We start from the raw sequence: 20,356 nt of genomic DNA, 5'->3' as shown, positions 1-20,356 counted from the left end.
TACTTACCCAGCTATAATCCTTGAACCTGGCTCAATTTTATCGGCAATCTTGTTTGCTTGGGCGAGAATTTCTTCCACATTGGCATCATCAGCTAGGTCAAGCTTAACTTTTTCTGTAAGAACTGAAATATTTGCGTCATTTACCCCATCCAAGTTCTTAATTTCACTTTCAATTTTGTTGCCACAGTTAGCGCAAAGTAGTCCTTCTATCTTAAATTTCTTTTTCATAATATCTCCTTATTCTTCTATGTGTTCAAGTCCAGTTTTAATAATAATTTTCACATGGTCATCTGCCAAATAGTAGAGAATGCTCTTGCCATCTCTCTTGCTTTTGACAAGATTTGTCTCTTTTAGGTATTTGAGTTGGTGGGAGATGGCTGACTGGCTCATATCAAGGTTTGTAGCTATATCTCCTACACTGACTTCTCCATCAAAGAGCCTATACATTATCTTCATTCTAGTAGAGTCTGAGAAAACCTTGAACAAATCGGCAAGGTCAATCAGAGTTGTTTCATCTATATTTCTTAAATTTTTATCCATGCCACTCCTTTCATATGAACAATTATTCATATGAATATTATATCATATATAATAGCGATGTCAATATTTTTTTAAAGGATTAAAAGCATAGGCAAGCTTTTTACTAAGAATTGAAATCTAGGGCTAAATTAGTATATTTATATAACAAGCTCATAGTTATTATTTATATATAGAAAGAAGTTTTTATGAAATTTCAATTAAATTCAGAATACAAACCGAGGGGAGACCAACCCCAAGCTATAGAAAAATTATCCAAGGGGATTGAGGATGGTTGCCACCACCAAATTCTTCGTGGCGTAACAGGTTCGGGCAAGACCTTTACCATGGCAAATATCATCCAAAATGTTCAAAGACCAACTCTTGTCCTTGCCCACAACAAGACCTTGGCCTACCAACTTTTTACGGAGTTCAAGGATTTTTTCCCAGACAATGCTGTGGAATATTTTGTTTCTTACTATGATTACTATCAGCCAGAGGCCTATGTGGCAGCAACTGACACCTATATAGCCAAGGATTCTTCCATCAATGATGAGATTGATAAGATGAGACACTCAGCAACTATGGCACTTTTCGAGAGGAGAGATGTAATTATTGTTGCTAGTGTTTCTTGTATTTATGGTTTGGGAGATCCTATAGAGTATCAAAAGCTTGTAGTTTCTCTTAGACCTGGTCAGGAAATCAGTCCAGAAGATGTGATGAGAAAGCTCATTGACGTTCAATATGTGAGAAATGACGTTGAATTTACTCGTGGAACCTTTAGACGTAGGGGGGATATCCTAGATGTTTTCCCTGCAGGTTTTGACCAAAAGGCTATAAGATTTGAGTTTTTTGGAGATGAAATAGATCAGATATCTGAGTTTGATTCTCTAACTGGCAAGGTAACAGCAAGAATTAGCCACGCTTATATTTATCCTGCCAGTCACTACGCTACATCTAGCGAGAAAACCGAGAAAGCTATTGTCTCTATAGAAGAGGAACTTGAGGAAAGATTAGCTGAGTTAAATAAGGAAAATAAGCTCTTAGAGGCCCAAAGGCTGGAGCAAAGGACTAAGTATGATATAGAGATGCTTAGGGAGATTGGCTTTTGTTCGGGGATAGAGAACTATTCAAGACATTTAAGCCAAAGACCAGCAGGGTCTAGACCTTATACCTTGATAGATTATTTCCCAGAAGATTTTGTCCTAATGGTGGACGAATCCCACGTTTCTATTCCCCAAGTTGGAGGTATGTATGAGGGAGATAGGTCCCGTAAGCAAAACTTAGTTGATTTTGGCTTTAGGCTACCTTCTGCCCTAGATAATAGACCACTCAAATTTGATGAGTTTGAGAAGCTTATCAAGCAAGCTATCTATGTTTCTGCAACACCTGGTCCTTATGAGATGGAAAAAACTCATGGCAAGATGGTCGAGCAAATCATAAGACCAACGGGTCTGCTTGATCCTATTATAGAAGTTAGACCGACAGCAAATCAGATTGACGACCTTATCGAGGAAGTCCACAAGACTATTGCCAAGAAGGAAAGAGTCCTTGTTACGACCCTTACCAAGAAGATGGCAGAGGACTTGACAACCTACCTAACTGAAAATGGAATTAAGGTAAAATACCTCCATTCAGATATTAAAACAATCGAAAGAAGTGAGATAATAAGAGAGCTCCGTCTGGGAGAATTTGATGTTCTTGTTGGTATCAACCTCCTCCGTGAAGGACTTGATATACCAGAAGTTTCCCTAATCGCTATCCTTGATGCAGACAAGGAGGGCTTTCTACGTTCAGAAACCTCCCTCATCCAAACCATAGGTAGGGCTGCCCGAAACTCCGAAGGTAGGGTGATAATGTATGGAGATAAGATTACCAAGTCCATGCAAAAGGCTATTGATGAAACTGAACGCCGTAGGAAGATTCAAGAAGATTTCAATGAGAAAAATGGAATAACTCCAACTACTATCAAGAAAAATATAGGCGAGATTATCCAAATCACCAAGAAAAACGAAGAAGAAGAGATTGAAGAATTTAGCAAAGATGATATAGAAACAATCTTGATTAATATGGAGGCTGAGATGTATAAGGCAGCCGAAGAGCTTGACTTTGAAAGAGCAGCCAACCTTCGTGACCAAATCAAGAACATGAAAGAGAATTTTACAGGAGTGCTTAGTTGACAGAACACGATATTATAATAAAAGGAGCGAGGACCAACAATTTAAAGAATGTTGACCTAACTTTGCCGAGGGATAAGATGATTGTATTTACAGGACTTTCTGGGTCTGGTAAGTCTACTCTTGCCTTTGATACAATCTATGCAGAAGGTCAGAGGAGATATGTAGAAAGTCTTTCATCTTATGCTAGACAATTTTTAGGAAACCTAGACAAACCGGATGTTGACTCTATCGAGGGACTTTCCCCATCAATTTCAATAGACCAAAAGACAACCAACAGAAACCCTAGGTCAACTGTGGCAACTGTTACAGAGATTTACGATTATTACAGGCTTTTGTATGCAAGAATTGGAGATGCCTACTGCCCAGTATGTGGAAAACCGATTGAGGCTCAGACGGTTGACCAGATGGTAGATAAGATTATGGAGATGGAAGAAAAAACCAAAATACAAATTCTTGCTCCAGTAATTAGAGGCAAAAAGGGTAGCCACAAAAAAGCCCTAGAAAACATCCAAAAGGACGGTTTTGTGAGGGTAATGATTGACGGCACTCGTTATGATTTGGAAGAAGAGATTGACCTAAAGAAAACCCAAAAACACGATATATCTGTAATTGTGGATAGGATTGTGGTCAAGGAAGGCATAGAGGCAAGGCTTGCTGATTCTATAGAAACAGCCCTGGGACTTGCCGATGGCCTGCTCCTAGTAGATGTAATCGGCAAAGACCCAATTCTTTTTTCATCCAAGCTTGCTTGTCCAGAAGGCCATGTTAGCCTAGCTGAAATAAGCCCAAATATGTTCTCCTTCAACGCACCGATTGGAATGTGTCCTGATTGTAATGGTCTAGGCTTTCACCTCCAAATCGATAAGGACTTGGTAATTCCCGACTACAATCTATCAATCAACGAGGGAGCCATAGATTGCTACGCAACATCAACCAAGGGGTCCTATTATTATGAAGTAGTTAGAGCCATAGCTGACCATTACGACTTTTCTTATGATAAGCCTATCAAGGATGCTCCAAAGAAGATGATCGATGATATCTTAAAGGGTACATCCTACGATCTTTCTTTTGTTTTTGATAGCCATTTTTCTGGAAGAAAGAGATATACAGGTCCTTTCGAGGGGGCAATCAAAAATCTCTTTGACCGTTACCAAAGAACCAATTCAGATGCCCAAAAGAAAAAATTTAGAGAATATATGTCAGAGGAAGAGTGCGAAACTTGCCATGGAGATAGGCTAAAACCTGAAGTTCTTGCAATCAAAGTAGGAGATAAAAATATATCCGACCTAACTAGACTTTCTGTAGAAAAGTCCGTAGAGTTTTTTGAAAATCTTGAGCTTTCAGAAATGAAAATAAAAATCGCTGAGCTTATTATCAAGGAAATCAAGGCAAGACTTTCCTTCCTAAATGATGTAGGTCTAAGCTACCTTACCCTAAATAGGGCGGCTGGAACCTTGTCAGGTGGGGAAAGCCAAAGGATAAGACTTGCTACTCAAATAGGTTCGGGCCTAGTTGGGGTTTGCTATGTCTTGGATGAGCCATCCATTGGCCTACACCAAAGGGATAACGACAAATTGATAGCATCCCTAAGAAACCTAACCGATATAGGAAACACTTTGATTATTGTAGAACATGACGAAGATACAATGAGAGAGGCCGACTACATTGTCGATATCGGGCCAAAGGCGGGCATCCATGGGGGAGAAATTGTAGCCAAGGGTAGCCTTGATGATATTATGGCAGAAAAAAGATCCATAACAGGAGACTACCTAGCAGGAAGGAAGAAAATCCCTGTTCCTAAAGAAAGAAGGAAGTCAGACGACTTTATAGAAATCAAAGGAGCAGGAGCTAACAACCTCAAAAACATCAATGTGAAAATCCCTCTAGGCACCCTTACTACAGTTACAGGCGTGTCAGGTTCTGGTAAGTCTTCTCTAGTAAATGAAATTCTCTACAAGGCAGCCACGAAAAAAATCAACAAGACTAAGATTAGACCAGGCAAGCACAAGGAGATAATTGGCCTTGATAAGATTGATAAGGTAATAGCTATCGACCAATCCCCAATAGGTAGGACTCCTCGTTCAAACCCAGCTACCTATACTAAGGTCTTTGATGCCATAAGAGATGTCTTCGCCATGACCAACGAAGCTAAAATGAAAGGCTACGACAAGGGAAGATTCTCCTTTAACGTCAAAGGAGGAAGGTGTGAAGCCTGCAAGGGAGATGGAACAATCAAGGTTGATATGATGTTTCTACCAGATGTCTATGTGCCTTGTGAGGTCTGCCACGGTAAGAGATACAACAGAGAAACTCTTGAAGTCAAATACAAGGGCAAGGATATATCAGATGTCCTAGATATGACTGTAGAAGAGGGAATAGAGTTCTTCCAAAATCACCCAACCATAGTAAGAAAACTCCAAACCCTTTATGATGTAGGCCTTGGTTATATAAAAATCGGTCAGCCATCCACAGAATTATCTGGAGGTGAGGCTCAAAGGGTAAAACTTGCCACAGAGCTTGCCAAGGTATCGACAGGAAAAACTCTCTACATCCTAGATGAACCGACGACAGGTCTTCACATGGCAGATGTCCACAAGCTTATAGATGTTCTAAATAGGCTAGTAGACCAAGATAATACAGTTGTAGTAATTGAACACAATCTCGATGTAATCAAGGTATCAGACAACCTAATCGACCTGGGACCAGAGGGTGGTGATGGGGGTGGAAAGCTAGTCGCCACTGGCACGCCAGAAGAAATCGCTAAGGTTAAACAATCCTACACAGGTCAATACCTAAAGAAAATCCTAACTAAATAACCAAGACTAAAACTAGGCTTAACTAAGAGCGGAGATAAGGTAAAAAAATTTGCTTTATAAACGCTCTTTATTTTTATAAATTTTGACCTAGCAAATATAAGGACAGAAAATAAATAAAAAATGCATAGCAATTTTATATTGGTAGCTTACAGTTTTTTGGCGAGTTCTAAAACAAGTAACTATTTTGCACAAGCTTTTAGGGTTAAAAGTAAATTTCATCTCATATTTGGGTAAAATATTTAGAAATAAGTAATTCGAGAAATATATCTAAGAAAAGCTACAAACTTACTAGTTTTTTGTGGTATTGTTTAGCAAACTATGTTATAATAATAATGAAAAGTAGAGATTTATTATAGATATTTAAGAAACTAATATTTCTCAATAAACCCTTACAAAAGAGGGTCTTTGCCTTTGCTTACATACAAGAAATTACTTAATACATTTAGAATTTTACTAAAATATTACCTAGGAGGAATTATGAAAAGGGAGTATAAATCGAGGATACTTGCACTCTTACTGCCAGTTCTTATGCTTGTGCATATACTATTTTTGCCAAAAATTTCAGTAGCTGCCAAGGAAAGTTCACCTGCTGATGGAGAAAAATATACTATTAGACTTTTGATAGATGTTTTGGAAAAAACAGGCAAATCTAGCAAGAGAACTGTCAAAATATGGAAGTTATCAAAAGAAAATCTTATTGAAGGAGATATCCTAAAAACTGCCAAACACTTTGATGAAATTGATGATGAAGATAAGATTGATGCTGAACTTAAATATAAGGGTCAGTTGAGCAAGGAGTCTGTCCTAGATGAAACAATTTCAAAGGAAGTAATAGAAATTCCTCTAGTTCAAGAAAAGGGTGAAAAATCTTATTATCTTATTAAGGAAAGTAAAGAATCCCTAGCTAGGATGGCGAAAAGGATAGAAAGTGGCAAGTCTCAAAAATTAGTTACTAACCTTGTAGAAATTCCTAATAAGAACATGAAAGATGGCCTTCTTGCTATTTCTATGAAAAGTGAGATGGAAGTTCCTAGCAAAAAAATAACTTTGATTAAGACTGACTCAAGAAATGAAGCTGTAAGGCTTGATAAGGTAAGTTTCAGGCTTTATAAGAAGGTTGATGATACAGGCTTAAAGGATGAGCTTGTTTCTGTAGAAGGGTCGGCTGGAGTTTATAAGTATAAACCTACAGCTGATAAGATTACTGAAGCTTATGTTCCAGTCCTTAAAACCAATACTGATGGAAAGATTGAAGTGAGCGATTTGCCAGAAGGTCCAAGCTACTATTTCAAGGAAATTAAGGCTAGTGGGGAATATGATAATAACAAAAATGCTAATATCAAGGGTGAGGACTTTACTGTAGAGGATGGCAAGGAAGTAAGGGTTAAGAACGAGAGAATCCCTTTTACCAAGAAGACTGACGATAATGGAAAGGCTCTTGAAGGCGTTGTTTTTGAAGTCTATACCAAGGAAGGCAAGAAGCTAAATTTCAGCAAAGATACCAAAAAGTATGGGTATGGTTATCTCCTTGATGAAAAAGGAAGTCCAGAAGTTGTTACTGACAAGGATGGTCTTATCTTTTTGGGAGATATGAAAAAAGGCGAGGGCTATTATTTCTTGGAAAAAGAAGCTCCAGCAGGTTATGAAAAGTCTAGTCAAAAATATGAATTTAATGTAGATGAAAATGGAGTAATTTATTACACCCAAAAAGATGAAAATGGAAATGAAGTCAAAGTCCAAGACTTCCTCCACATCATAAATGTTAAGCCCAAGGGCAAGAAAGAAGAAAAGGGCGGTCGTAAGTTCGTCAAAGTTGATGCCGATGATACTAGGGTAAAAATCAAGGGAGCTAAGTTTAAGCTTAGCCAAAAGCTTGGTGATAAGTTTGTCGATGTAGAAAAAGATGGCAAAAAATATGTAGTAGAATCTGATGAAAATGGTAGGTTCGAAGTAAGAGATCTTAAATTTGGAACCTACTATCTCAAGGAAATTTCTGTACCAGGTGAGTATGTGATAGATAATTCTCCGATAGAATTTGAAATCAATGGTTCATCTTTGGCTGAAGCTGAGCTAGTTATAACTAATAAAAAGGGGAAAGTTCCTCCAACTCCACCAACTAGAGGACCACGAGGACCTCTTGTTAAGACTGGTGATATTAGAATCTTAGTATTCTTCGCTACAGGCCTTATTCTTATAGCAAGTGGGTTCGCTATTGTAAGAAACCAAGATATGAAAGTAAAAAGAGCTTAATTGAGAGAATAGATGCGGTGCTTTATCGTATCTATTTTGCTTGTAAAGGAAAATTAGATGGCTATTTTTAAGAAAAATAAGAAAAAGAAAATAAGAAAAAAACCCAGTAGGAAGGCCAAGTGGTTATTTAGACTTGTTTTCCTTTTGGGCTTTATGGTGGCTCTGTATCCCTTGGTTAGTAGGCTCTATTATAGGATTGAGTCCAACAATCAAGTAGCAGTCTTTTCTGAGGGTGTTGACAAACTTGCAACAGAAGAAATCGAAAGAAGGATGGGACTTGCCCGTGCCTATAACGAATCTTTGAACAATGTCGTATCTGAAGATCCATATTCCGAGAAGAAAAAAGAAGCAGGTAGGGCAGAGTATGCGAGAATGCTTGAAGTCCACGAGATGATTGGTCACGTTGAGATACCAAAAATCAACCAAGACCTTCCAATCTATGCAGGTACATCAGAAGAAGTCTTGCAAAAAGGTGTAGGTCACTTGGAGGGAACTTCTCTTCCAATAGGAGGAAACTCAACCCATGCAGTTCTTACTGCCCACTCAGGTCTGCCAGAGGCTACCCTCTTTACCCACCTAAATGAACTAGAAATCGGAGATAAATTCTATATACACAACATAAAAGAGATTATCGCCTATCAAGTTGACCAAAAAAAGGTTATAGAACCAACTAACTTCTCCGACCTTCTAATTGAACCAGGCCATGATTATGTAACCCTTCTAACTTGCACACCAATAATGATTAACTCCCATAGGCTAATCGTTAGGGGTCATAGGGTTCCATATGTGCCAGCTGTTGATGAAGAATTGATTAGGACAACCAAGGCCAACTGGATCTTTAGAATCCTATTCTTTATAGCCCTACTTCTAATAATTATCCTAATAATTTATCTAATCAAGCTAAGAAGGGACAACAAGAGATACTTTAAGAAAATTGAAGATATTAAGAAAAGGCAAGAAGAAGTGACTGCTAGCGGTCAATCAGAGGTGTCAGAAGATGAGGACTAATTTGAAGGATAAATTAAAATTTGGTCTAATCTTTCTTATAGGACTTCTAATCTTCTCCTATCCTATGATTTCTCAAAAATATTACGAATTGAAATCGCAAGATGAGATTGTCGAGTTTGTCAAGCAGAGCAAGGATATTGATGAAAAGGAAATGAACAAGAGGATGGAGCTTGCAAGGATTTATAACCAGACCCTAGACCCATCCAAGATTTCAGATCCCTACAATAAAAAAACCCAAGAGGCTCGTGCCTACTATGCCCATATGCTTGAAGTCAATGAGATGATCGGTCACGTTGAAATACCAAAGATTAACCAAGATTTGCCAATCTATGCAGGAACGAGTGAAGAGGTTCTCCAAAAAGGTGCAGGCCACTTGGAGGGAACTTCTCTTCCAGTAGGAGGAGCTTCGACTCACACAGTTATCACAGCTCACAGGGGGCTTCCAGAGGCTGTGATGTTTAGGTATCTTGACCAATTGGTTGAAGGAGATATTTTCTATATTCACAATATTCAAGGAACCCTAGCCTACAGGGTTGATAGGATAATGGTAGTTGAGCCTAGCAATTTTGAACCAATCCTTGTGGAAGCAGGTAAGGACTATGCTACCCTTCTTACTTGTACTCCTTACATGATTAACTCCCACAGACTTTTGGTAAGAGGCTATAGGATTCCCTACCAAACAGCCATCGATGATGGTATAGCCAACACGCCAAGGTTTAGACCAGATTTCATGCAACTTTTACTAATCCTTATGCCAATTTTGGCCTTTCTAATTGTAGTATCAACTAGGGAGAAAAGAAGGTCAATCAGGCTTAGAAGAGAGGTGGAAAATATTGAAAAAACATTTAAAATTGACGAAGATTAGCATTTTAGGATATTTGATGATTATACTTGGTCTTGGTTTTATAACCTTCCCCCTTGCCAAAAGAACCATAAATGACCTTGCTTATGATAAGAGGATGGAAGAATTTGATAAGGCACAAGCTCAAAGGACAGCCAAGGAAATAGCTGATGAAAATGAAGCAGCAAAAAAATATAACGACTTGGTTAAAAAATCAGACACCAGCATCCTTGACCCTTTCACAACAAATGATAACAAAAATTCCTACAACTATTTCAAAAATTCTGATGAAATTTTTGCTTATCTGGTCATTCCTAAGCTTGGCAAGAACTTGCCTATCTATTTGGATGCAAGTCTTTACCATATTTCTATTGGAGTTGCCCAAGTTGAGGGAACGAGTATTCCTGTAGGTGGCAAGGGCACAAGGTCTGTAATAGCAGGGCATAGGGACTGGTGGGGAGATGATATGTTTCTTTTCATCAATGACCTTGTAAAAGGAGATGATGTCTATGTAAAAAGAGCTGGAAAGACTCTCCACTACAAGGTAAGTGACAAGGAAGTAATAGGACCTTATGATTGGGATAGGCTAGAAAAAAGAGGGGATGAAGATATCCTAACCCTTCTTACCTGCCACCCTTTCTATCCACCTAGACCTGATAGACTTCTTGTCAACTGCATAAGATATGACAAGGACGAAGTCCAAGCTAGTAAAGATGAAGAGATAAAAATTGCCAAGGGTAGTGTGGCAAAGTCTGCCAAAAGAGCCAAGACTTTCTATCTAGTCGGTGCTATAGTCGGTAGTATCCTATTGGTTGTTGTAGTAGGTAGATTTGTCCAAAGATTGAGAATAAAATAAGAAAGCTCTATTTAAGAGCCTAGGATATAGGAAAGTAGATGAAAACTAAAATTCATCTGCTTTTTCTTTGGGGCTTTGTAAGAATAAATATCTATTTTGAGCTTTACAGGATTATTGGTTGTTAAACTTGGATTTTTATTTTGAGGAAGATATTTAGGTAGACTTTGCTATTTTTTAGGGCTTATCCTGTAAAAATCCTTATACAAATATCAATAATATTGGAATATAAGAGCTAGGGAAGATGTATCTAGGTTTATAGGAAGTTTTTTGCAATAATTAAGATTCTAGGAAAGATGATTATAAATTACTTTGAGAGAAAATAAGCTTACTTATAAAAAAACCCTACAAGCCATGAGATTTTAAAAAACAAGGCTTAAAGCTGGGTTATTAAAAATATAAAATACAGAGATAATAAAGTTAAACTAGCTCCCAGATTTTGGGAGCTTTTTTCAATCAAATAGAACTAAATACTTGCCATAGCCTTCTTCTTCTAACTTATCCTTGGGGATAAAGCGTAGGCTTGCACCATTTATGCAATATCTTAAACCTCCATCTTCGACAGGACCATCTGGGAAAACATGACCTAGGTGGCTATCCGCCCCTTTGCTTCTGACTTCAGTTCTTACCATGCCATGGCTTAGGTCGGTTTTTTCGTAGACCATCCTGCCATCAATGGGTCTGGTAAAGGATGGCCACCCACAACCAGCGTCGTACTTGTCAATTGATGCGAAAAGTGCCTCACCACTAACTATATCCACATAGATTCCATCTTCATAGAAATCATCATAAGGACTGGAAAAAGGTCTTTCTGTTGCATTTTCCTGAGTTACCCTGTAGGAAATATCGCTTAAATTTTCTTTTATTTTATCAAAATCAGTCATAAATTCTCCTTACTTTTTATAAATACCCAAAGTACCTTAAAATTAAATAGTATAATAAAGACAAACGAGGAGGAAGATATGGGAATGACAATTAGGAAGGGAAGCTGGAATAAGGGACCAGACCTTGCCTTTGCGATTAACAAGAGAGTGGCTGATGCTAAGAGAAAATATGGGCAAGATGCAGTTATCAATGCTTGTCTTGGAACTCTTGCTGATGATGATGGCAATATTATTGCCTTAGCTTCTGTCTACAAGAGGCTTGATGAGATGGATAGGAAGGTCATAGCCTCCTATGCTCCGATTGAGGGAGAAGAGGATTATAGGAGATTGGTTGTTGAATCTCTTTTTGGCTCTTATAAGCCTAAGGCTTATATTAGTGCTATTTCAACACCAGGAGGGACTGGAGCGATTAGGTCTGCGATTTTTTCCTATGTGGATAGGGGAGATCCTGTTGTTTGTCATGATTATTATTGGTCTCCTTACAAGAAAATCTGTGAAGAGTTTGAAAGAGACTTTAAGACTTATGAATTTTTTGATAAGGCCTATAGGTTCAATATCGAAGCCTTCAAAAATGAGGTTAATAAAAACTTAAAAAATAAGGATAGGCTTGCGGTACTTATAAATTCACCAGGCAACAACCCAAGTGGGTATTCCCTATCTGATGACGAGTGGGACTTACTTATTGGTTTTCTGAGGGAAAAAGCTAGAGATAAGGCTAAAAGGATTACCCTAATAGTGGATGTCGCCTATATAGAATTTGCTGGTGATGGCGATGAGCAAAAGAGATTTTTTGAAAAATTTACCGATTTACCAGATAATCTGATGGTGGTAGTTTGCTATTCAATGAGTAAGTCCCACACTGCCTATGGACTTAGGTCGGGTGCTGCTATTGGGATTTCTTCAAGCAAGGAAAATATAGAAGAATTTGAGGCCTCTATTTCACTTACGGCTAGGTGCAATTGGTCAAACGGAACTCATGCTGCCCAAAGAATCTTGATTGACCTTGAAAGGGAAGAAAATAAGGGAGAATACTTAAAGGAACTTGAAGATATTAGGCTAATGCTAGAGCAAAGAGCCGATGAGTTTGTAAGAAGGGCTAAGGACAAGTCCTTAACTATGATTCCATATTTTGGTGGATTTTTCACCTTCGTTCCAACGGATAGGGCCTTTGAAATTAGCGAGAGCTTGGAGGGGGAAAATATCTTTACTATTCCTTCCGATAAGGGGATTCGTGTGGCTATTTGTAGCGTTAGTCTTGATAAAATCCCACATCTTGTAAGTCGCTTGGCCTATTATGTAAATAAAACTTGCAAAAATTTTTAGGCTTAGTATATTAATATTGTAAGTTAGCACTTGATAGTAAAGAGTGCTAAAGAAATAAAAAGGAGATTATTATGATGCTTAAACCAATAGGTGACAGAGTAGTTATAAAAAAAGCTGAGGCAGAAAAGACAACAGCCTCAGGAATCGTACTTCCAGAAAGTGCCCAAGAAAAACCACAATACGCAGAAGTTGTGGCTATTTCTAGCGATATAGAAAATGACGAAAAGAAAAAAGGTTCCCTAAGTGTTGGAGATAAGGTAATTTATTCTCAATATGCAGGAACTGATGTAAAACTTGATGATTGTGAATATATCGTAGTTAAATACAATGATATACTAGCAGTTGTAGAATAGGTAAGGAGCGTAGATATGGCTAAAGATATTAAATTTTCATCAGAAGCAAGAGCTGGTCTTGAAGCAGGAATTGATAAACTAGCAAATGCAGTTAGGGTAACCCTTGGACCTAAGGGACGTAATGTTGTTCTTGATAAGGCTTATGGTGCACCAACTATCACAAACGATGGTGTAACAATTGCCCAAGATATAGAACTTGAAGATAGGTTTGAAAATATGGGAGCTCAACTTGTAAAAGAAGTTGCCACAAAAACCAATGATGTAGCAGGAGATGGAACTACAACAGCAACAGTTCTAGCTCATGCTATAATCAAAGAAGGTCTAAAGAACCTTGCAGCTGGAGCAAACCCAGTAGTCCTACAAAAGGGACTAAAGAAAGCAACTGACGAAGTTGTAGCCTACATCAAAGAAAATTCAAGAGAAGTAGAAGATAAACAAGCTATAGAAAATGTTGGAACAATCTCATCAGCAGATCCAGAAATTGGTAAGTTCATCGCTGATGCTATGGAAAAAGTTGGCAATGATGGAGTAATCACAGTAGAAGAATCAAAAACAACCAACACCTACCTAGATGTAGTTGAAGGTATGCAATTTGATAAGGGCTACCTATCACCTTATATGGCAACAGACAACGAAAAGATGATAGCAGAACTTGATGACCCATTCATCCTTCTAACTGACAAGAAGATATCAAACATCCAAGAAATCCTACCTCTACTTGAACAAGCTGTTCAAGCAGCTAAACCTCTACTAATAATCGCAGATGATGTTGATGGAGAGGCTCTCACAACCCTAATCCTCAACAAACTAAGAGGAACTTTCAATGTTGTAGCTGTGAAAGCACCTGGCTATGGAGATAGAAGAAAGGCTATGCTTGAAGATATAGCTATCCTTACAGGAGCTAATGTAATAAGCGAAGAGCTTAGCATGGATCTTAAAGATACAACTATCGAAATGCTTGGTTCAGCTAAGAAAGTTAAGGTTGACAAGGACAACACTACAATCGTAGAAGGCAAGGGTGACAAGACTGCCCTAAGTGAGAGAGTAGCTCTAATTCGTCAACAACTTGAAAAAGAAGATAGCGAATATGAAAAAGAAAAACTTCAAGAAAGAGTTGCTAAACTTGCGGGTGGAGTTGCAGTAATCAATGTCGGGGCTGCAACAGAGACTGAAATGCAAGAGAAAAAATATAGGATTGAAGATGCCCTATCAGCAACAAGAGCTGCAGTAGAAGAAGGAATCGTTGCAGGTGGTGGAGTTGTCCTAATTGGTGCAATCGAAAAAGTGGTAAAACTTGAAGAAAGCCTAAAGGGAGATGAAAAAACTGGTGCTATAATAATCCAAAAAGCCCTAGAAGCTCCACTAAGACAAATCGTAGAAAACGCTGGTATGGATGGTTCTGTAATAGTAGAAAAAGTTAAACAATCTGCTAAAGACGAGGGATACGATGCTTACAATGATGAATTTGTAAATATGTTCGAGAAAGGAATCGTAGAACCAACCAAGGTAACCAGATCTGCCCTACAAAATGCAGTTTCAGTTGCAGGAATGATTCTAACAACAGAAGCAGCAGTAGCAGACCTACCAAAAGAAGAAGCACCACAAATGCCAGCAGGTATGCCAGGTATGTATTAAAAACCAGAACCTCAATCCATGATTGGGAGTAAGGCGGGGGAGGAAACTCCCCTTTTTCTTTTGCTTGAAAGCTCAATAGGTCTAATTTAAAAGTAAGACTAAATAAACCTTTATCATTTTTTTCATATGGATTATAGAATTTAATGATTGAAAAATAAAGGCTAACTTATATAATCTTAATAAATAGAGCTAAGAGGATAGGAAAAATATGAAAAAAAATAATAAAGGAAAGAAATTTTTAACTAGAGGATTCATTCTTTTGCTAATACTTCTAGGAACATTTGGCTTATTTAAGAATAAAATTCTAGAATCCAGACTTTATAAAAGTTTATATGACAAGGTAGACTTTATAGTGAATACCAAAGACGTAAAAGTTCCTGAAGATGCCCTGGCTTTTTCGGTCTATGACCTTGATGAGGGAAAGTATTTATTCTATGAGGGTGGCAAACAATTGCCATCTGTCGCAAGTCTAGCTAAGCTTTTTGCAATAGATTATGCGATGACTAAGGTAAAGCTAGATGATAAGGTCGAGATAAGTGATGAACTCATAAGCCTTGTTCCTGAGGGCTCATCCCTAGCAGATTTAAGAAGTGGAGAATATACAGTCAAGCAAATAATCCAAGCCATGCTTGTCCCTTCTGGCAACGATGCAGCCTATGCACTGGCCTATAATATTGGTAAAAAAGAGCTTGGAGATGGCTATAGCACGAAAGAATATGTAGAATACTTTGTGAAAAACCTCAAAGACTACCTACAAAAAGAAGGCTATACAAATACAGACCTCTTCGACCCTAGTGGCTTTTCTACTCAGGCTTACACAGATTTGGATGATATCAATAGGGTAGCTTTAAAGCTCCTTGCCTATGACTTTGTCAGAGAATGTGTGGGAGAAAGCTCCTTTACCATCCACACTATCCAGGGAGATTTTACCTGGAAAAACACTAATGAGTTTTTGGATAGAGGTTCACTATATTACAATAAATATATCAAGGGGTTAAAGACTGGTACTATGGCTGAATCTTATAATCTACTTGCCTTGTATGAAAAAGATGGCAAAAGATATTTGATAACCTGCCTAGCGGCAAAGTCGGATAAGGATAGGTACCAAGCTGTTCAGGCGGCTATTAATACAATCATAGAGAAAAATTGAAAAAGCTTGAAGTCGGCAATAAAAGTCCGACTTCTTTTTAAGTGTAAATATATTTTGCTTTAAGCTTTGATGGGGATATGAGGATGAGGTATCTATTATAAAAGCCCATAAAGTAAACCTAGGCTTACTTACGGGCTAGTGGTTTTTCTATAACTTATAGGTGGGTTCTTACTTTCCAAAAACTTCTGTGCCGAGTTTAGTTTCTTGTGGATCTACATGGTTAAATACTATGTTTTTGACATCTGCTTGGTATTTGATATCGCCCCAGAGGATGCCTCCAACATAGGAGTTATCTTTTTTGAAAAGTTTGTAGATATTTGCTCCTACTTCTTTCTTCTCTTCCTCAACTCCTTCGCCAGAGTTCATTCCAGCAGAAAATAGCTTGATATCGCCAAGCATGAGGGTTGAGAATGGTTTTGGTTGAATGTAGGATTCGTTATCTCCAGTCATGTTGTGGCCAGCGATTTTGCCCATCTCTTGGCTAGAAGTCCAAAGACCTATGGTAAATTTACCGATTTGAGCACAATCTCCAGCTGCAAATATGCCCTTATGGGCTGTTTCTAGGTGGTCATCAACCATGATTCCCCTTTCCGTTTGAAGGCCTGAATCTTGGGCGATTTTGATATTTGATCTGATTCCTGCTTGAACCATGATTGCATCAGCTGAGATTGTTGTGCCATCAGAAAGTTTTATTCCACAAACTACACCATCTTTGGTCAAGATTTCTTCGGTATTTTTGCCTGTGAAGGTCTTAATTCCCATTTCATTTAGCTTACTTTCAAGTTTTTCTGAAAGTTCACGGTCGAGTTGGCGAGCTAAAAGGTAGTCGAAGCTTTCTATAACTGTAATTGAAAGTCCGAGTTTTTGGGCGGAAAAGGCTGCCTCAAGGCCCAAGATACCTCCACCGATTACGACAACTTCTTTTTTGCCAGCTACATAATTTTTGAAGTTTCTCAAGTCGTCCACAGTTCTAATAGCAAAAACTCCTTGGGCATCTACATTTTTGATTGGTGGAACAAAGGCTGTAGCTCCTGTTGCAAGTAGAGCCTTAGCAAATGCGATTTCTTCGCCATTTGTAAGGTAGGCAATTCTTTTTTCTGGATCTATTTTCTCTACTTTAGTGGCAAGTCTTTCCTCGATTTTTCTTTCGTTATACCAAGGGTGTTTTTTAACAAAAATTTCATCATCAGTGAAGTCTTTACTTATTAAATCTGATAGTCTTGTTCTCCAATAGGTAGATGGTTTTTCTTCTGAAACTATGAGGATTGTTGCGTTTTCGTCTTTTTTTCTGATTTCTTCGGTTGCTGATAGGCCAGCAATTCCATTTCCTATAATTAAATAATCGTACATAAAATTCCTTCCTGTCTTTATTATAGTATCATTATACAGGTTGTTAAATTATCTTACAAACCAAGCTAAGGAATTTAGGGAGTATAATAAGAAGAGTAAGAAGGAGGAAATTTATGGATTTTAGAAAGGCTAGGACTGATGATTTGAAGGATATAGGAGGGCTTATAGCCATGGCTAGAAAGTCCCTTCACGATGATGGGGTCGACCAATGGCAAAAGACCAATCCCAATATCGAGATAGTCAAGAAGCAACTAGCAAACAAGGGTTCCTATGTCCTTGAGGAAAATGGCAAAGTTGTCGGCTATGCCTTTCTTTCTCCTACTGTAGAAGAAACTTACACTATCCACGAGGATAAATTCAAGGGAAAAAATTATCTGGTAGTCCACACTATGATGGTCGATACCAGCGGGAAAATACCAAGTCTTGGGACAAAGTTTATGGAAAAGGTTCTTGACTTTGCACAAAAATCAGCTAGGGATTCGTTAAGGATTGACACTCACGAGGATAATTTTAGGATGAGGGGGCTTTTGGCTAAGTTTGACTTTAGGGAACTTGGACAAATCCATATAGATGAGGATGGCACTCCTAAGGCTAGGATTTGCTATGAGAAAGTTTTATGATTAATAAAGACCAAGAAGAGATAATAAAAAACGCTAAATTGCCAGCCTATGTCCTAGCAGGGCCTGGTACAGGAAAGACCCATACCATAGTTAATTTTGTGGCAGAAGAAATCAAGAGAGGACGATTTTCTCCCAACAAAATCCTAATCACAACCTTTACCAAAAAGGCTGCTAGAGAGTTAAATACGAGAATTATTAGTAAGCTCAAGCAAGATAAGCTAAACGTTGACCTAAAAAATATGATGATAGGAAATTTCCACTCCTTAGCCATTGATTTTATCAAAAAATTTAGGAAACTTGATGATAAGTTCTTCAGCCTTACAGTAATTGACTCAAATATGGAAGAGTATTTGTTGATGGAAAACATTGAGCTTTTCACAAGCCTTGAAGGATTTTCTGACCTAATCCAAGGGAATCCGACCTCCAAGGTTTTGGAAATCTTTGAAAGCATCGTAAACAATTTGCTCGACTTACAAGCCCTTAAAGAATCTGAAGATGCCAGGGATAGGCTTGCCTATGCAATTTATAGGACCTATGAGGGGCTTTTGGATAGGTTGGGTCTTATCAATTTCCAATTAATCCTAAAGAGATTTCATGACCTCTTAGCCGATCCCCTTATAGGTGAAAAAATTAGAGGGGAAATTGACCTTGTTGTGGTGGATGAATACCAAGATACCAACCTTATCCAAGAAGAAATCGCCTTCAACTTAGGCAATAAGGGAAATATTATTGTCTTTGGGGATGATGACCAAGCCCTCTATTCCTTCAGGGGAGCATCAGCCAACAACCTCCTAGACTTTGACCAAAGATTTTACCAAAAAACTGGACTAAGGTCGACAGCCTACAAGCTTATGATAAATTATAGGTCAAACCAATTTATAGTTGCTAAGGCCAAGACCTTCATAGACAAGGTAAAGCCAACGGGCAAAAAAGACTTGATGGCAGTTGACCAAGTGGAAAACCCCAACACCATAGTTAGGGCGAGGGCAGAAAATATTGGAAATATTGTGGCTATAGTCAACCACCTAACAAAAAAAATCAAGGCCAAGCAAATCGCCTTTCTTTTTCCGTCTTTCTACAATGATTTTCCCTCAACCCTCCAGCTAGCCTTGGAAAAATCGGGTCTTAGGGTGATAAATAGGAAGAGTGATCAGTATTTCTATAGGAAAGAAATTCGTCTTATGGTCTATATCCTCCTAAAATACGCTGGAGTCGATAAGATTCACCTTGATTTTTCTGGCCAAAAGGACTGGAAGAAAAATAAGTACAGAAAGTATCTGGCAAGTATCCTAGAAGATGAAAACTTAGGGGCCAATGATGAAATAAGGGACTTTTTAAATAAGATTGGAGAGGGAGAAAAACTCTCTGCTATTGTATATAGAGCCTTGGGCCTTGATTTTCACCAGAAAATTATAGGTTGGGCCAAAGACGAAAGTGCCAAGATGAGAATCCAGAAAAATATTGGCAAGTTCCTTAGCCTATGTGTCGACTTTGATGATATTTTTACCTACCAAGAAAGTTCAAAGCTAAAATTTATCTTCTCCTACCTCTATGTTTATTATAAGAATAACGCCCTAGCAGAATACGATGAGGAAGATTCTTTCGAGGATGGGGTTAACTTTATGACCATCCACCAGGCCAAGGGCTTGGAATTTGATGTAGTTTTTGTTTCAAGCCTTAATGATTATCCGAGGGGATTTGGGGAGAAATTTTTGGAAAAGTATGAGAGAAAACCAAGTTCTGACCAAGACCAGCTAGATTTTTATAGGAAGTATTACACAGCCTTTACAAGGGCGAAAAATCTTTTGGTCGTCTTTGATAATTCAAGGGATAAAAGAATCAAGGCCTTTGCCAATAGCCTAGATTCAAGCTCCAATCTTTCTACAATAGCATTCAAAAAAGAAGCAGAAAAAAAGGATAAGCCTATCCTAGCCTATACTACAGATATAGCCATCTACCATACCTGCCCCCAAAAGTACCTATTTTTGAGGAAACTTTCCTACAAAACTCATAAAACTAAAAGTTTGACCTTTGGTAGCAGGGTTCATGCCCTTGCTGAATACCTCTACTCGGATAATTTCATCAAGGATGATATGAAGGCCTTCCTAGAGAAGAATCCTGCCTATATAGCAAGCATATCAAACCTTTTAAATATGGGATTTGATGTGAGAAATAGCGAGGCAAATTACAAGGCTGATAGGGATTTTTATATCCTCCAAGGTAGCCTCGACCTAATCTTAAAAGACGGAACCATAATCGACCTAAAGACGGGCTCTTTTGATGAAAAGGCTCTTGAAAAATACAAGGGACAGCTTATAACCTACAAAAATCTAATGAAGGAAAATGGAGAAAATCCGACAGGGATGTTACTCTACTTCATAGAAAAAGATCAGGAGATAAGGGTTGAAGAAGAGGATTTTGATATTTTTGCCATAGACAGGATAGCAAGAAATATTGTAGACGAAAACTTTAACGAAAAAACAACAGATAAGGGCGAGTGTAAGCTTTGCCCTATGCGATTTTACTGTAAGAGAGCTTGCATTTAGTCTACTATGTTATACAATATAGGTAGGTGAT

At 38.2% G+C, this 20,356-nt stretch carries 16 protein-coding genes; 12 read left to right on the top strand and 4 right to left on the bottom strand.

The window, feature by feature from the left end:
* Positions 1-3: 3 nt before the first annotated feature.
* Together Q0W95_RS00935 and Q0W95_RS00930 are read right to left on the bottom strand one after the other, a co-directional pair.
* Positions 4-228, bottom strand: coding sequence for a heavy metal-associated domain-containing protein (locus Q0W95_RS00935; RefSeq protein WP_297788695.1), 225 nt, complete (start codon positions 226-228; stop codon positions 4-6).
* Positions 229-237: 9 nt separating this feature from the next.
* Positions 238-540, bottom strand: a complete 303-nt coding sequence (locus Q0W95_RS00930) for a metalloregulator ArsR/SmtB family transcription factor (protein WP_297788692.1) — start codon at positions 538-540, stop codon at positions 238-240.
* 185 nt (positions 541-725) lie between these two features.
* On the opposite strand from Q0W95_RS00930, the gene uvrB reads away from it, so the two are divergent.
* The 6 genes from uvrB (at position 726) to Q0W95_RS00900 (ending at position 10,467) form a co-directional block, all read left to right on the top strand.
* Entirely contained in the window at positions 726-2,696 is a 1,971-nt protein-coding gene (gene uvrB / locus Q0W95_RS00925) for an excinuclease ABC subunit UvrB (RefSeq protein WP_297788689.1), read from the top strand.
* Positions 2,693-5,512, top strand: a complete 2,820-nt coding sequence (gene uvrA, locus Q0W95_RS00920; protein ID WP_297788686.1) for an excinuclease ABC subunit UvrA — start codon at positions 2,693-2,695, stop codon at positions 5,510-5,512. Before uvrB ends, uvrA begins: the two co-directional genes overlap by 4 nt.
* 477 nt (positions 5,513-5,989) lie before the next feature.
* Complete coding sequence (locus Q0W95_RS00915; protein WP_297788683.1) at positions 5,990-7,762, top strand: SpaA isopeptide-forming pilin-related protein; 1,773 nt, start codon at positions 5,990-5,992, stop codon at positions 7,760-7,762.
* 57 nt (positions 7,763-7,819) lie between these two features.
* Entirely contained in the window at positions 7,820-8,770 is a 951-nt protein-coding gene (locus Q0W95_RS00910) for a class C sortase (RefSeq protein WP_297788680.1), read from the top strand.
* Positions 8,760-9,635, top strand: coding sequence for a class C sortase (locus Q0W95_RS00905; RefSeq protein WP_297788677.1), 876 nt, complete (start codon positions 8,760-8,762; stop codon positions 9,633-9,635). Before Q0W95_RS00910 ends, Q0W95_RS00905 begins: the two co-directional genes overlap by 11 nt.
* 16 nt (positions 9,636-9,651) lie before the next feature.
* Positions 9,652-10,467, top strand: coding sequence for a class C sortase (locus Q0W95_RS00900; protein ID WP_297788675.1), 816 nt, complete (start codon positions 9,652-9,654; stop codon positions 10,465-10,467).
* Positions 10,468-10,916: 449 nt separating this feature from the next.
* Here the strand turns inward: Q0W95_RS00900 and msrB are convergent, their stop codons facing one another.
* Complete coding sequence (msrB, locus tag Q0W95_RS00895; protein ID WP_297788672.1) at positions 10,917-11,348, bottom strand: peptide-methionine (R)-S-oxide reductase MsrB; 432 nt, start codon at positions 11,346-11,348, stop codon at positions 10,917-10,919.
* Positions 11,349-11,426: 78 nt separating this feature from the next.
* On the opposite strand from msrB, the gene Q0W95_RS00890 reads away from it, so the two are divergent.
* From Q0W95_RS00890 to Q0W95_RS00875, 4 genes are all read left to right on the top strand, one after another.
* Entirely contained in the window at positions 11,427-12,671 is a 1,245-nt protein-coding gene (locus Q0W95_RS00890; protein ID WP_297788668.1) for an aminotransferase class I/II-fold pyridoxal phosphate-dependent enzyme, read from the top strand.
* 71 nt (positions 12,672-12,742) lie between these two features.
* Positions 12,743-13,024 (top strand): co-chaperone GroES, encoded by a 282-nt coding sequence (locus Q0W95_RS00885; protein WP_297788665.1) that lies wholly within the window; start codon positions 12,743-12,745, stop codon positions 13,022-13,024.
* Between the two features lie 15 nt (positions 13,025-13,039).
* Positions 13,040-14,659, top strand: coding sequence for a chaperonin GroEL (gene groL, locus Q0W95_RS00880; protein WP_297788662.1), 1,620 nt, complete (start codon positions 13,040-13,042; stop codon positions 14,657-14,659).
* Positions 14,660-14,867: 208 nt separating this feature from the next.
* Complete coding sequence (locus Q0W95_RS00875) at positions 14,868-15,809, top strand: serine hydrolase (RefSeq protein ID WP_297788659.1); 942 nt, start codon at positions 14,868-14,870, stop codon at positions 15,807-15,809.
* Between the two features lie 168 nt (positions 15,810-15,977).
* Here the strand turns inward: Q0W95_RS00875 and Q0W95_RS00870 are convergent, their stop codons facing one another.
* A complete protein-coding gene (locus tag Q0W95_RS00870) occupies positions 15,978-17,159 on the bottom strand; it encodes an FAD-dependent oxidoreductase (protein WP_297788655.1) in 1,182 nt (393 codons plus the stop codon).
* Between the two features lie 113 nt (positions 17,160-17,272).
* Between Q0W95_RS00870 and Q0W95_RS00865 the strand changes: the two genes are divergently transcribed.
* A complete protein-coding gene (locus Q0W95_RS00865) occupies positions 17,273-17,779 on the top strand; it encodes a GNAT family N-acetyltransferase (RefSeq protein ID WP_297788652.1) in 507 nt (168 codons plus the stop codon).
* Positions 17,776-20,325, top strand: coding sequence for an ATP-dependent DNA helicase (locus Q0W95_RS00860; protein ID WP_297788650.1), 2,550 nt, complete (start codon positions 17,776-17,778; stop codon positions 20,323-20,325). Before Q0W95_RS00865 ends, Q0W95_RS00860 begins: the two co-directional genes overlap by 4 nt.
* Positions 20,326-20,356 lie beyond the last annotated feature (31 nt).

The organism is uncultured Anaerococcus sp. (genome assembly GCF_947253225.1).
Lineage (GTDB): Bacteria > Bacillota > Clostridia > Tissierellales > Peptoniphilaceae > Anaerococcus.
The sequence above is the reverse complement of the archived record's forward strand: the minus strand, read 5'-3'. Positions and strand labels throughout refer to the sequence as shown.